General features: G+C 55.4%; 14 protein-coding genes and 1 other RNA gene. 7 read left to right on the forward strand and 8 right to left on the reverse strand.

Annotation, left to right across the window (positions count from 1 at the left end; all coding sequences use genetic code 11):
• Window positions 1-10 precede the first annotated feature (10 nt).
• Together rpsP and ffh are read right to left on the reverse strand one after the other, a co-directional pair.
• Window positions 11-259, reverse strand: a complete 249-nt coding sequence (rpsP, locus tag ACOTZD_RS04305; RefSeq protein WP_003863133.1) for a 30S ribosomal protein S16 — start codon at window positions 257-259, stop codon at window positions 11-13.
• 116 nt (window positions 260-375) lie between these two features.
• Entirely contained in the window at window positions 376-1,737 is a 1,362-nt protein-coding gene (gene ffh, locus ACOTZD_RS04310) for a signal recognition particle protein (protein ID WP_003863132.1), read from the reverse strand.
• A 166-nt stretch (window positions 1,738-1,903) separates the two neighbouring features.
• Between ffh and ACOTZD_RS04315 the strand changes: the two genes are divergently transcribed.
• The gene (locus ACOTZD_RS04315) at window positions 1,904-2,695 is read left to right on the forward strand and encodes a cytochrome C assembly family protein (RefSeq protein WP_003863130.1); all 792 of its coding nucleotides are present in this window, start codon (window positions 1,904-1,906) and stop codon (window positions 2,693-2,695) included.
• A gap of 19 nt (window positions 2,696-2,714) precedes the next feature.
• Window positions 2,715-4,001: an HlyC/CorC family transporter gene (locus ACOTZD_RS04320; protein ID WP_026094274.1), complete on the forward strand. Its 1,287-nt coding sequence runs from the start codon at window positions 2,715-2,717 to the stop codon at window positions 3,999-4,001.
• Window positions 4,002-4,053: 52 nt separating this feature from the next.
• Here ACOTZD_RS04320 and grpE read toward each other — a convergent pair whose 3' ends face one another.
• The gene (grpE, locus tag ACOTZD_RS04325) at window positions 4,054-4,647 is read right to left on the reverse strand and encodes a nucleotide exchange factor GrpE (RefSeq protein ID WP_003863126.1); all 594 of its coding nucleotides are present in this window, start codon (window positions 4,645-4,647) and stop codon (window positions 4,054-4,056) included.
• A gap of 122 nt (window positions 4,648-4,769) precedes the next feature.
• On the opposite strand from grpE, the gene nadK reads away from it, so the two are divergent.
• The 3 genes from nadK to bamE all read left to right on the forward strand — a co-directional run bounded on the left by nadK (window position 4,770) and on the right by bamE (window position 7,872).
• On the forward strand, window positions 4,770-5,648 hold the full coding sequence (nadK, locus tag ACOTZD_RS04330; protein WP_003863124.1) for an NAD(+) kinase: 879 nt from the start codon (window positions 4,770-4,772) through the stop codon (window positions 5,646-5,648).
• Between the two features lie 85 nt (window positions 5,649-5,733).
• Window positions 5,734-7,395 (forward strand): DNA repair protein RecN, encoded by a 1,662-nt coding sequence (gene recN / locus ACOTZD_RS04335; RefSeq protein ID WP_022651676.1) that lies wholly within the window; start codon window positions 5,734-5,736, stop codon window positions 7,393-7,395.
• 138 nt (window positions 7,396-7,533) lie between these two features.
• Window positions 7,534-7,872, forward strand: coding sequence for an outer membrane protein assembly factor BamE (gene bamE / locus ACOTZD_RS04340; protein ID WP_003863121.1), 339 nt, complete (start codon window positions 7,534-7,536; stop codon window positions 7,870-7,872).
• Between the two features lie 61 nt (window positions 7,873-7,933).
• On the opposite strand, the gene ACOTZD_RS04345 is transcribed toward bamE, so the two are convergent.
• Window positions 7,934-8,221 carry an RnfH family protein gene (locus ACOTZD_RS04345; protein WP_003863119.1) on the reverse strand — a complete coding sequence of 96 codons (288 nt, stop codon included), beginning with the start codon at window positions 8,219-8,221 and terminating at the stop codon, window positions 7,934-7,936.
• On the reverse strand, window positions 8,211-8,648 hold the full coding sequence (locus ACOTZD_RS04350) for a type II toxin-antitoxin system RatA family toxin (protein ID WP_003863117.1): 438 nt from the start codon (window positions 8,646-8,648) through the stop codon (window positions 8,211-8,213). The genes ACOTZD_RS04345 and ACOTZD_RS04350 overlap by 11 nt, the downstream gene beginning before the upstream one ends.
• Before the next feature lie 156 nt (window positions 8,649-8,804).
• Between ACOTZD_RS04350 and smpB the strand changes: the two genes are divergently transcribed.
• Together smpB and ssrA are read left to right on the forward strand one after the other, a co-directional pair.
• Window positions 8,805-9,287, forward strand: coding sequence for an SsrA-binding protein SmpB (gene smpB, locus ACOTZD_RS04355; RefSeq protein WP_003863115.1), 483 nt, complete (start codon window positions 8,805-8,807; stop codon window positions 9,285-9,287).
• A gap of 89 nt (window positions 9,288-9,376) precedes the next feature.
• Window positions 9,377-9,740, forward strand: a transfer-messenger RNA (tmRNA) gene (ssrA, locus tag ACOTZD_RS04360).
• A gap of 72 nt (window positions 9,741-9,812) precedes the next feature.
• On the opposite strand, the gene ACOTZD_RS04365 is transcribed toward ssrA, so the two are convergent.
• Genes ACOTZD_RS04365 through ACOTZD_RS04375 form a run of 3 tightly spaced genes read right to left on the reverse strand, consistent with a single transcriptional unit; the run spans window position 9,813 to window position 13,615 of the window.
• Window positions 9,813-11,123 carry an amidase gene (locus tag ACOTZD_RS04365; RefSeq protein ID WP_032609963.1) on the reverse strand — a complete coding sequence of 437 codons (1,311 nt, stop codon included), beginning with the start codon at window positions 11,121-11,123 and terminating at the stop codon, window positions 9,813-9,815.
• 53 nt (window positions 11,124-11,176) lie between these two features.
• Complete coding sequence (gene hisD / locus ACOTZD_RS04370; protein ID WP_022651679.1) at window positions 11,177-12,472, reverse strand: histidinol dehydrogenase; 1,296 nt, start codon at window positions 12,470-12,472, stop codon at window positions 11,177-11,179.
• Window positions 12,473-13,615, reverse strand: coding sequence for an ester cyclase (locus tag ACOTZD_RS04375; RefSeq protein WP_015571629.1), 1,143 nt, complete (start codon window positions 13,613-13,615; stop codon window positions 12,473-12,475).
• Between the last annotated feature and the right edge of the window lie 42 nt (window positions 13,616-13,657).

Consider the following 13,657-nt stretch of genomic DNA (forward strand, 5'->3'; position numbering starts at 1 on the left):
CCGTGACAGATTAAGCTGCTTTGTTTGCTGCTTTGATCAGCGTAGCAACGCGATCGGAAACAGTAGCGCCCTGGCCAACCCAGTGAGCGATACGATCCAGATCCAGACGGGTTTCTTCTTCTGCGCCAGCGGCCAGTGGGTTGAAGAAACCAACGCGCTCGATGAAGCGACCGTTGCGTGCATTACGGCTGTCAGTCACAACAACCTGGTAGAACGGACGCTTTTTAGCGCCGTGACGTGCTAAACGAATAGTTACCATAACATCCTCTTGTGTGAATAAAACAACCGGGCCCCATCGAGGAACGGAGCCCGGGTGTCATATTAAAAGCCCGAAAATTTTACTCATTTCCGGGCAAAAAGCAATCTCAAAAGCGATTATCGCCCAGGAAAACCGGGCGGCATCATGCCTTTCATGCCGCGCATCATCTTCGCCATGCCGCCTTTCTTCATTTTCTTCATCATGCGCTGCATGTCGTCGAACTGTTTCAGAAGGCGGTTTACGTCCTGCACCTGCATGCCGCAACCGGCAGCGATACGGCGTTTACGGGAACCTTTGATGATTTCTGGCTTCGCGCGCTCTTTCAGCGTCATCGAGTTGATGATGGCCTCCATACGCACCAGCACTTTGTCATCCATCTGGGATTTGACGTTGTCCGGGATCTGGCCCATGCCTGGCAGTTTGCCCATCAGGCTTGCCATGCCGCCCATGTTTTTCATCTGACGCAGCTGCTCAAGGAAGTCGGTCAGATCGAAACCGTCACCTTTTTTCAGCTTGCTGGCGAGCTTTTCCGCCTGGGCGCGGTCAACCTTGCTTTCAATATCTTCGATCAGCGACAGCACGTCGCCCATGCCGAGGATACGGGAGGCAATACGATCCGGATGGAACGGCTCCAGCGCTTCGGTTTTCTCGCCCACGCCGAGGAACTTAATTGGCTTACCGGTAATATGACGAATAGACAGCGCCGCACCGCCGCGGGCATCGCCGTCGACTTTGGTCAGCACCACGCCGGTTAACGGCAGGGCTTCGTTAAACGCTTTTGCGGTGTTTGCCGCATCCTGACCGGTCATGGCGTCAACAACAAACAGGGTCTCTACTGGATTGATAGAGGCATGAACCTGCTTGATTTCGTCCATCATCGCTTCGTCAACGTGCAGTCGACCGGCGGTATCCACCAGCAGCACGTCGTAGAATTTCAGCTTCGCCTCTTTCAGCGCCGCGTTAACGATGTCGACAGGCTTCTGGGCCACGTCGGACGGGAAGAAGTCCACGCCAACCTGCTCGGCCAGCGTTTCCAGCTGTTTGATCGCCGCCGGGCGATACACGTCCGCCGACACCACCAGCACCTTTTTCTTGTGCTTTTCGCGCAGGAATTTCCCCAGCTTACCGACGCTGGTGGTTTTACCCGCACCTTGCAGACCCGCCATCAGCACGACGGCTGGCGGCTGAGCCGCCAGGTTAAGCACCTGGTTCTCTTCGCCCATCGCCGAAACCAGCTCGTTACGGACGATTTTGACGAACTCCTGACCCGGAGTCAGGCTCTTGTTCACTTCATGGCCAACCGCTTTCTCTTTCACGCGGTTGATAAAGTCACGCACGACCGGCAACGCGACGTCTGCTTCCAGCAGCGCCATGCGCACTTCGCGCAGCGTTTCCTTGATGTTCTCTTCGGTGAGGCGTCCACGGCCGCTGATGTTGCGCAGCGTGCGCGACAAACGATCGGTTAAATTATCAAACATTGTCTCTCGCCTGGGGTAGAAACGTTAGGTCGCCTGGGCGACACATACACAGAATTTTGCCGGAGTATAACATGAAGGCGCCTTTGTTGTTATGCAACGGTTGGAGCAGGCGTCACGTAACGTTATACTGCTTCTCTTTCTTATTAAGACAACTGTCGACGCCTATATGCCTGTTTTCGCACTGATCGCCCTTGTTGCCTACTCTGTCAGCCTCGCGCTGATCATTCCTGGCCTGCTGCAAAAAAACAGCGGCTGGCGGCGCATGGCTATTCTTTCGGCAGTGATCGCACTGATTAGCCACGCGTTTGCGCTGGAATCACGCATTATCCCCGGCGACGGCAGCGTGCAAAATCTGAGCGTACTGAACGTCGGCTCGCTGGTCAGCCTGATGATCTGTACGGTCATGACCATTGTCGCGTCTAAAAACCGTGGCTGGCTGCTGCTGCCGATAGTCTACGCCTTTGCGCTGATCAATCTGGCGTTAGCCACGTTCATGCCCAATGAGTTTATTACTCACCTGGAAGCCACGCCGGGGATGCTGGTGCATATCGGCCTGTCGCTCTTTGCCTACGCGACGCTGATCATCGCCGCCCTTTACGCCATGCAGCTCGCCTGGATTGACTACCAGCTGAAAAATAAAAAGCTGGCGTTTAACCACGAAATGCCGCCGCTGATGGTGATTGAGCGTAAGATGTTCCACATCACCCAGGTCGGCGTGGTGCTGCTGACGCTTACGCTGTGCACAGGCTTGTTTTATATGAAGAACCTGTTCAGCGTGGAGAATATCGATAAAGCGGTGCTCTCCATCATCGCGTGGTTTGTCTATATTGTCCTGTTATGGGGCCATTATCATGAAGGCTGGCGCGGTCGCCGCGTGGTCTGGTTCAACGTTGCGGGTGCGGGCATTCTCACGCTTGCCTATTTTGGTAGCCGCTTCATACAGCAATTTGCTGGCTAAGTAACAAAAGGAGTTCCCCCTGGAACACATCTCTACCACCACGCTGATCGTCATTCTGGTCATCATGGTGGTCATCTCCGCTTATTTCTCTGGCTCTGAAACCGGCATGATGACGCTGAACCGCTACCGGTTACGTCATCGCGCCAAGCAGGGTAACCGTGCCGCGCGTCGTGTCGAAAAGCTTCTGCGTAAGCCGGACCGTCTGATTAGCCTGGTGCTTATCGGTAACAACCTGGTCAATATTCTCGCCTCTGCACTGGGCACCATCGTCGGGATGCGTCTGTACGGCAACGCAGGCGTGGCGATTGCCACAGGTGTGCTCACGTTTGTGGTACTGGTGTTTGCGGAAGTGTTGCCCAAAACCATCGCGGCGCTTTACCCGGAAAAAGTCGCCTACCCGAGCAGCTTCCTGTTAGCACCGCTGCTTATTCTGATGATGCCGCTGGTCTGGCTGCTGAATATGGTGACACGGGTGCTGATGCGCATGGTCGGTATAAAGGCAGACGTCACCATCAGTAGCGCGCTCAGCAAAGACGAACTGCGTACCATCGTGAACGAATCCCGCTCGCAGATCTCCCGCCGCAATCAGGACATGCTCCTGTCGGTGCTGGATCTGGAAAAGGTCAGCGTTGACGACATCATGGTGCCGCGCAATGAAATCGTCGGGATTGATATCAACGACGACTGGAAGGCCATTGTCCGCCAGCTGACGCACTCCCCGCACGGGCGTATCGTCCTCTATCGCGATTCTCTCGACGATGCCATCAGCATGCTGCGCGTGCGCGAGGCCTATCGCCTGATGACTGAGAAAAACGAGTTCACCAAAGAGGTAATGCTGCGCGCCGCCGACGAAATTTACTACGTGCCGGAAGGCACCCCACTCAGCACGCAGCTGGTGAAGTTCCAGCGCAACAAGAAGAAAGTCGGCCTGGTGGTGGATGAATACGGCGATATACAGGGGCTGGTGACGGTCGAAGATATTCTGGAAGAGATTGTCGGGGACTTTACCACCTCAATGTCGCCTTCCCTTGCGGAAGAAGTCACCCCGCAAAATGACGGGTCAGTGCTTATCGACGGCAGCGCCAACATTCGTGAAATCAATAAAGCGTTCAACTGGCATTTGCCGGAAGACGAAGCGCGGACGATGAACGGAATGATCCTGGAAGCGCTGGAAGAGATCCCGGCGGCAGGCACGCGCGTGCGTATTGAGCAGTATGATATTGATATTCTGGACGTTCAGGACAACATGATTAAGCAGGTTAAGGTCCTGCCCGTTAAACCTTTACGCGAAAGTATCGCCGAGTAATGTTGTAGGCCGGGTGAGGCGAAGCCGCCACCCGGCACTACGGGTCGGCAAATTACGCTTTCGCTTTCGCCACGGTCACCATCGCAGCGCGAATAGTACGGCCGTTCAGGGTATACCCTTTCTGCATCACGCCCAGCACGTTACCCGCGGCAACGTCTTCGGATTCCACCATCGCAATGGCCTGGTGAACGTTTGGATCCAGCGGTACATCCGTATCGGCAATCACTTCAACACCGAACTTACGCACCACATCCAGCATGGATTTCAGCGTCAGCTCAATGCCTTCAATCATCGCCGCGTTATCCGGGTTAGCTTTATCCGCCACTTCCAGCGCGCGATCCAGGCTGTCGATCACCGGAAGCAGTTCGTTGACGAATTTCTCCAGCGCAAATTTGTGCGCCTTTTCAACGTCCAGCTCGGTACGACGGCGCAGGTTTTCCATTTCCGCTTTGATACGCAGTACGCCATCGCGTTCGCGATTCTGCGCTTCTACCAACTGAGCTTCCAGGTTGGCAATTTTTTCATCGCGCGGGTCCACCTGCTCAGCAGACGTGTCTGGCTCTACTGCCTCAACTTCATCGTGCTGTTCCGTGATAATTTCTTCAGGGGCTTGCCCCTCAGGCGTTTTCTGTTCTTTACTACTCATGAATTTCTCCGCGTTTTTCTGCATTCATCTCGCTAACTTCGCTTATTATGGGGATCAGTTTCCTGGATTCAAGGGAACAAGGCAGATTGTCATCATTCATCAGGCACAAGGACCTCCAGAAAATGAATAATCATTTCAGGTGTATTGGGATCGTCGGCCATCCGCGTCACCCTACCGCATTGACGACACATGAAATGTTGTATCGCTGGCTGTGTGGTAAAGGCTATGAAGTGATGGTCGAGCAGCAGATTGCCCAGGAGTTGCAGCTTAAAAGCGTCAGAACCGGCACGCTGGCGGAAATTGGCCAGCAGGCGGATCTCGCCGTGGTGGTCGGTGGCGACGGCAATATGCTGGGCGCGGCGCGAACGCTGGCTCGCTATGATATTAAGGTTATTGGTGTTAACCGTGGCAATCTCGGTTTCCTTACCGACCTCGACCCGGACAATGCGCAGCAGCAGCTGGCGGACGTGCTGGAAGGCCACTATATCAGTGAAAAACGGTTTTTGCTGGAAGCCCAGGTGTGTCAGCAGGACTGCCAGAAGCGCATCAGCACCGCCATTAACGAGGTGGTTCTCCACCCCGGTAAAGTGGCGCACATGATCGAATTCGAAGTCTATATCGACGAAATCTTCGCTTTCTCGCAGCGGTCTGACGGGCTGATTATTTCAACCCCGACGGGGTCCACCGCCTACTCGCTTTCAGCCGGAGGTCCAATCCTTACGCCATCGCTGGATGCCATTACCCTGGTGCCGATGTTCCCGCATACGCTCTCGGCGCGTCCGCTGGTGATCAACGGCGACAGCACCATCCGACTGCGTTTTTCTCATCGCCGCAGCGATCTGGAGATCAGCTGCGACAGTCAGATTGCGCTCCCCATTCAGGAAGGTGAAGATGTCCTCATTCGCCGCTGCGATTACCACCTGAACCTCATTCACCCAAAAGATTACAGCTATTTCAACACATTAAGCTCCAAGCTCGGCTGGTCAAAAAAATTGTTCTGATTTTGCATCCAGCACTTTACTGTATATAAAACCAGTTTATACTGTATACAAACACAGTTATGGTTTTTCATACAGGAAAACAATTATGCTGGCACAACTGACCATCAGCAACTTTGCCATTGTTCGTGAGCTTGAGATCGACTTCCATAGCGGAATGACGGCGATTACCGGTGAAACCGGTGCAGGTAAATCCATTGCCATTGATGCCCTCGGCTTGTGCCTCGGTGGTCGTGCAGAGGGGGATATGGTGCGCACAGGCGCCGCCCGTGCCGATCTCTGCGCCCGCTTCTCGTTAAAAGACACACCTGCCGCCCTGCGCTGGCTGGAAGCAAACCAGCTCGAAGACGGACGTGAGTGTTTACTTCGCCGCGTCATCAGCAACGATGGCCGCTCCCGCGGTTTTATCAATGGTACAGCGGTTCCCCTCTCCCAGCTTCGCGAGCTGGGCCAGCTGCTCATCCAGATCCATGGTCAGCATGCGCACCAGCAGTTAATCAAACCCGAACAACAGAAAGCCCTGCTTGATGGCTATGCAGGTGAGTACGCGCTTACTCAACTCATGGCGGAGCACTATCGTCAGTGGCATCAAAGCTGCCGCGAACTTGCGCAGCATCAGCAGCAAAGCCAGGAGCGTACCGCGCGCGCCGAGCTGCTGGAATATCAACTGAAAGAGCTGAACGAATTTAACCCGCAGGCGGGTGAATTTGAGCAAATCGACGAAGAGTACAAGCGTCTGGCCAACAGCGGTCAGCTGCTCTCCACCAGCCAGACTGCCCTTAACATGCTGGCGGATGGCGAAGACGTGAATTTGCAGAGCCAGCTGTACAACGTGCGTCAGCTTGTGACCGAACTGACCGGCATGGACAATAAGCTTTCTGGCGTACTGGAAATGCTGGAAGAGGCCGCGATTCAGATTTCAGAAGCCGGGGATGAGCTGCGCCACTACTGTGAACGTCTGGATCTCGATCCGAACCGTCTGTTCGAGCTTGAGCAACGCATCTCCCGTCAGATTTCACTGGCGCGTAAGCATCACGTTACCCCGGAAGAGCTGCCGAATTACTATCAGTCTCTGCTGGAGGAACAGCAGCAGTTGGACGATCAGGCCGATTCCCTTGAAACCTTGTCTCTGGCGGTTAATCTGCATCATCAGCAGGCGCTGGAAACGGCGAAACGGCTGCACGACGTGCGGCAACACTATGCGCAGGAGCTTAGCCAGCACATTACCGACAGCATGCATACGCTGGCGATGCCGCATGGGGTGTTCACCATAGATGTTCGCTTTGAAGAGAATCACCTGACGGCGGAAGGCGCAGACCGCGTAGAATTCCGCGTCACCACCAACCCGGGCCAGCCTTTGCAGGCAATTTCGAAAGTGGCTTCCGGTGGTGAACTGTCGCGTATCGCCCTGGCCATTCAGGTGATTACCGCCCGTAAAATGGAAACCCCGGCGTTGATTTTCGATGAAGTGGATGTGGGGATCAGCGGCCCGACCGCGGCCGTTGTCGGCAAACTGCTGCGTCAGTTGGGTGAATCGACGCAGGTCATGTGTGTGACTCACCTGCCGCAGGTCGCCGGATGTGGTCATCACCACTTTATCGTCAGCAAGGAAACCGATGGCGAAATGACGGAAACGCACATGAAGCCGCTGGATAAACGCTCACGCTTGCAGGAGCTGGCACGCTTGCTCGGCGGCAGTGAAGTCACTCGCAATACCCTCGCGAATGCGAAAGAACTGCTGGCGGCATAAACTTTTTCGGGATCTCAGGGTCATACAGAACAACAAAAACGCCGCCAGACCGGTTTCAAAGTGGGGCAAGGTCTATTATCATCGGCATATTACATATGAGCCGCGTACTGCTCGGGCCCGAAAAGGAATCAAATCACTATGCGCTGTAAAACGCTGACCGCTGCCGCAGCGGTTCTTCTGATGTTGACCGCAGGCTGTTCCACTCTGGAGAAAGTGGTTTACCGTCCTGACATCAACCAGGGGAACTACCTTACCCCTAACGATGTGTCCAAAATCCGCGTGGGTATGACACAACAGCAGGTCGCTTATGCCCTGGGAACCCCGATGATGTCCGATCCGTTCGGCACAAACACCTGGTTCTATGTATTCCGCCAGCAGCCTGGTCATGAAGATGTAACCCAGCAAACCCTGACGCTGACCTTCAGCAGTGCCGGCGTGCTGACCAACATCGACAACAAGCCTGCCCTGACCAAATAATCAGGCGTCAACAACGCAAAAAGGTGCTCAATGAGCACCTTTTTTGTGTACATTTATTTGGCTACTTACCGGATTTCTCTGCTCGCTGACGGCGCAACTCTTTCGGGTCGGCAATCAGAGGACGATAGATTTCAACCCTGTCGCCCTCTTTCAGCACATCACCGAGCTTAACCGGACGGCTATAAATGCCGACTTTATTCTTCGCCAGGTCAATATCACGGCGAAGTTCAAGGATGCCGGAGGCCCGGATAGCCGCCTCAACGGTGGCGCCCTCTTCAAGCGTCACGCGCTGCAAATACTGCTTCTCCGGCAGCGCATACACCACCTCAACAGCAATCTTATGCGACACTGTAAACCTCTTTGGCGCGCGTGGTGAACGCCTGAACCATATTCGAGGCCAGCTCTTTAAAGATTCGGCCAAACGCCAGTTCGATCAGCTTATTGGTAAATTCAAAATCCAGATGAAACTCAATGCGGCAGGCGTCAGCGCTCAGTGGCGTAAACTTCCACCCTCCCATCAGTTTTTTAAACGGACCATCCACCAGATGCATCAAAATACTCTGATTGCTCGTCAGGGTATTGCGCGTGGTGAACGTTTTGCTGATCCCCGCTTTGGAGACATCCACGGCCGCAGTCATCTGCGTCGGGCCGGATTCCAGCACTCGGCTACCGGTGCATCCTGGAATAAATTCCGGATAGGACTGAACGTCGTTCACTAACTGATACATTTGTTCCGCGCTGTAGGGAACAAGCGCAGTACGGCTAATCTGAGGCATAGCATTTTCCATGGTCACACAACAGACAAATAATAACATTTATCACCTGTTAAAAAAACGCTAAGCCTTATCTCGTGCTAATATAGCGCGTTAGACCTCACAGGACGCAATGAGGTGACTTTTTAAAATCAGATTACCGACGGCTTTACGACACTTATGACGAAGAAAAAAGCACATAAACCTGGTTCGGCGACCATTGCGCTTAACAAGCGTGCTCGCCACGAGTATTTCATCGAAGAAGAATTCGAGGCCGGCCTTGCGTTGCAGGGCTGGGAAGTAAAATCGCTGCGTGCCGGGAAAGCCAATATCGGCGACAGCTACGTGATCCTGAAAGACGGTGAGGCCTTCCTGTTCGGCGCGAACTTTACGCCGCTGACCGTCGCCTCTTCACATTACGTTTGCGATCCTACCCGCACCCGTAAGCTGCTGCTGAACAAGCGCGAACTGGAATCCCTCTACGGACGCATCAACCGTGAAGGCTTCACCGTGGTGGCACTCTCTTTGTACTGGAAAAACGCCTGGTGCAAAGTGAAAATCGGCGTGGCGAAAGGTAAGAAACAACACGACAAGCGTACTGACCTGAAAGCACGCGAGTGGCAGCTCGATAAAGCACGTATCATGAAAAACGCAGGACGTTGATTCTGCGCGCTTATTGTACTATTCAATAAGTTAGCGTTTCGGGCTGGTGTCGAGGAAGTGAAATCTGGTATACTGAGTTCAACACTATTGGGGCTGATTCTGGATTCGACGGGATTTGCGAAACCCAAGGTGCATGCCGAGGGGCGGTTTGCCTCGTTAAAAGCCGCAAAAAAATAGTCGCAAACGACGAAAACTACGCTTTAGCAGCTTAATAACCTGCTAAGAGCCCTCTCTCCCTAGCTTCCGCTCTTAAGACGGGGATCAAAGAGAGGTCAAACCCAAAAGAGATCGCGTGGAAACCCTGCCTGGGGTTGAAGCGTTAAAACTAATCAGGCTAGTTCGTTAGTGGCGTGTCTGTCCGCAGCTGGCGTGCGAATGTAAAGACAAACTAAGCATGTAGTACCGAGGATGTAGAAATTTCGGACGCGGGTTCAACTCCCGCCAGCTCCACCAAATAATGATACGGATATGTCCGGTGAAGTACAGAAAGCCCGCACGGCACAAGCCCTGCGGGCTTTTTTGTATCTATCCCTTCTCGCCCAGCGCCCCCTCACACGCCAGCGCCAGCACCATCAGTGCCGCCTCATCCTCCTGCACCGATAACATCTCCATCCCCACCGGCAGACCGATACGGCTTACGCCACAGGGCAACGTAATGGCAGGCAGGCCGCTGATGGCGGCCAGTTCCGGCGCGCAGCCTGGCGGCATCTTCGCCATACTTTCTGGTAATCGTTGTACGGTGGGATACACAAATCCGTCGATGCGCTGCGCCTCCGCCACCTGGCAAAGGTTCTGCCGCAACAGGCGCTGAAAGCGACGCCCCGCCAGCCAGAGCGGGGTTTTCAGCGTGTTACTCGCCAGCATCTGACGTAGAAACGGCGCAAACTCTGGCAGGAAAGCGCCGGAGTCCACAATGCTTGTCAGGCCGGAGGGAGCGCCAGGCTGTTTGCTAAGCCAGTCGTCAATCGCCACGCGAAATTCATACAGACTGAGGCAGGTGGCCTGCCTCACCTCTTCAAGGAAGGGGAGTGAAACCTCCACCAGCGTCGCTCCGGCACGGCGCAACGTGTGCAGCGCCGACTGCCAGACCTCCAGCTGTACCTCATCCTCTCCCTGTAACGCGGTTACCACACCAAAGCGAACGCCTTTCAGCGAACGCACAGGAAGCGCAACCGGCGGCAGGCCATGGATCACCGCATGCAGCAAGGCGGCATCTTCAACGCTATGTACCATTGGCCCAACGGTATCTTTGCTGGGCGAGAGCGGCGCTACACCGTCCAGCTGTGAACGGCGAAAGGCAGGCCGTAGCCCCACCAGCCCGGTATAGCTACAGGGAATGCGGATAGAGCCGCCGGTATCGGTACCCAATGCGCCATCCGCCATTCCCGCCGCCACGGCCGCAGCGCATCCTCCGCTGGAACCTCCGGCGGTGAGTGTCGGGCAAAGTGGATTCGCCACATCGCCCCCCAGCGAGCTTCGCGAGCGCACATCGAACGCGAACTCGGACATATTGGCCCTGGCGAGAATAATCGCCCCCGCGCTGCGCAATCGCTGCACCACCCGTGCATCCGCTGTCGCGTTAAGTGAGGCCAGCGCCCGGCAGCCAAGAGTAATGGGCATCGGCGCGCAGGCAATATTATCTTTGACGATCAGCGGCACGCCGTGCAGGGGGCCGATCGGCTCTCCACGTCGACGCTGCTGCTGATGCTGTTCCGCCTGAGACATAGCGTCAGGGTTAACCCCGAGGATCGCGTTGAGCGCCCGGTGCTGCTGTATGACGTCGAGACGGCGGGCAATTTCCTCCGGGCAGTCGTCTGGCGGTATCAGGCGCTTCATAATCTCAGGCTCCCCGTGCTGAAAACCGGGCAGAAGGCTGCCCGGGATACGTTTTAGTCCCGCATGCCGGTAGTAATGGCATCAATGTCCTGCGGACGCAGACGAATTTCCGCCGCCCGTCGGTGCCCCTGCATCCCCTCGGTACGGCTCTGGCGGATCGCCGGTTCTGCGATTGCCGGGATACCCTGCTCGTCAATCCACTGATGGGTACAGATTTTGACGTACGCCCCTACCCACAGACCGCCGGTATAGCGTGCCGCCGCCATCGTCGGTAAAGTGTGGTTGGTGCCGCAGCATTTATCAGAGAACACCACACTGGCGTTCTGACCAATAAACAGCGAGCCATAGTTGCGGATCTTCGCCGCCGTCGCGTGCGGATCGCGGGTATGCACCTGCAAATGCTCCGTCGCCATATGGTCAGCAAAAGCAATCAGCTGCGCTTCATCTTCGCAGAGCACAATCTCACCCTGCCGGCGCCACGCCTCCCCCGCCGTTGCCGCCGTTGGCAGGCTGGCGAGCTGACGCTCAACCTCCGCCAGGGTACGCTCAGCGATATCCCGGCTGGTTGTCGCCAGCCCGACGCGGGTATGAATATCGTGCTCTGCCTGCGCCAGCATATCGGCGGCCAGAATGCGCGGGTCGGCGCTGTCGTCCGCGATAGTGAAAATCTCGCTCGGCCCGGCGAGGGCATCAATGCCGACCCGACCAAAAACCTGGCGTTTCGCTTCATTAACGAAGGCGTTGCCTGGCCCAACGATTTTGTCCACCGACGGAATGCTCTCCGTTCCCCAGGCCATAGCCGCAATGGCCTGCGCGCCGCCAACTTTGAAAATGCGGTGCGCGCCTGCCAGATGGCAAACTGCAATCATCGCCGGATGGGCGCCCGGGGGCAGACAGGCGATAATCTGTTCACAACCCGCCACCGTCGCAGGAACAATCGACATCACGGGAGCGGAGAGAATCGGATACCGACCGCCCGGCACGTAGCAGCCCACCGTCTGCACCGGGATGATCCGGTGACCGAGATGCACGCCAGGCAGCGTCTCTACCTCCAGCGGCTGCATGGTCGCCAGCTGCGCCTGCGCAAAACGACGCACCTGATTAATCGCAAACTCACTGTCGCGGCGCGTCTGGGCATCCATCCCCTCCAGTGCTTCGGCGATCTCCTGCTCGCTCACCTCAAACTGCGCGGGCACGACCTTATCAAACTGCTGCGAAAAGGCTCTTAGCGCCGTATCGCCTTCGGTTTTCACGCGCTCGATAATGGCGCTGACCTTCTCCGTCAGGGAACGATCGGCCTGCGCATCCTGCCCCTGCGGGCGCTTAATCCAGCTCACCTTATTTAACATTTACGCGTCCTCCATCTGGCCGAGTTTGATTTGCGCCAACAGCGCCAGATGGTCGTAAACCACCCACTCATCAACAATTTTTCCGTTGACGATGTGGTAGTGCGACATGCCCATCACAAACAGTCGTTCTCCGGTCGGCTTGCCCAGTTCGCCGTAACCCAGGTGATGCCCTTCGATGATCCAGCGAACGGCCACTTTGACGCCGCCTTCATCGCACGGGTTGGAACAAATATGCTGCGGCAGCCACGCGCCGTCAGGGATCATCCCCACCAGCGCCAGCGTCTGATGGGTTACCGCCGCGGTGCCGTACAGCTCTTTCATCAGCGGACCGTGCCACTGTACGTTAGGCGCATACACTTCTTTGATCTTGCCAAACATCCGGCGGTTGTAGATCTCATGCAGCCAACGCAGGCACTGCTCCTCAGTATCAGTGTGCGCAATGGATACATCGCACTCCATCTCCGGCGGATATTGCCCCAGCATGCGGCCGTTTTCGCCGATGTCCATCACGCGGAAGCCTTTATCGAACTGCTCTTTTGCCATATTAAATGCGATTTGATCGGTGTTCAGGCCAAGCTGTTTCATTAACGACATGTTGTCGCTGACCACCCACTCCCGATAAATTTTATTCTCGTGGATCATGCAATCCGCCACGGTCCGGGTAACGAAGGTGCGGTTGGTCGGCTTGCCTAAATGGCTGTGCTGGGTATGCCGCCCGCTTCCCGTCACCAGGTGAGAGGTATAAAAACCGTCAACATCATTTCCGTTCCAGATAACCTGGGTTGCCATTCCGCGCCGTTCCGGGAAGGCAATTAAGCGTTGCAGCGTATCCTGTACCACCTGTTCACGGTTATAGAGTGTCCCCAGCGCGTTATACAGCACGCAGTTATGGGTATAGTGAGAATAAATTAAGCCGACATCGCGCTCGTCCCATATTTTATGGGTGCAGCGAACGATATAATCGACAATATCGGTATAGCAGTCATCAAAGCCGCGTAATGATTGCACACGCGGTCTTTTTTCCGGTACCAGATCGACAAAATCACGACGCTCCACCTGTAATACAGGTTCCTCTTTCAGCGATTTCACGCTGCTTTTTTCGGGTACGGCTGGTGCTTTATTTGTTGCTTCGGTGGAAGACATATAAACTCCTGCTCTGTTTTCAGACAATAAGAACCCGCACCC

The sequence above is a fragment of the Enterobacter cloacae complex sp. SHL022 genome (genome assembly GCF_049237785.1).
In the GTDB taxonomy this organism is placed as follows: Bacteria; Pseudomonadota; Gammaproteobacteria; order Enterobacterales; family Enterobacteriaceae; genus Enterobacter; species Enterobacter hormaechei_C.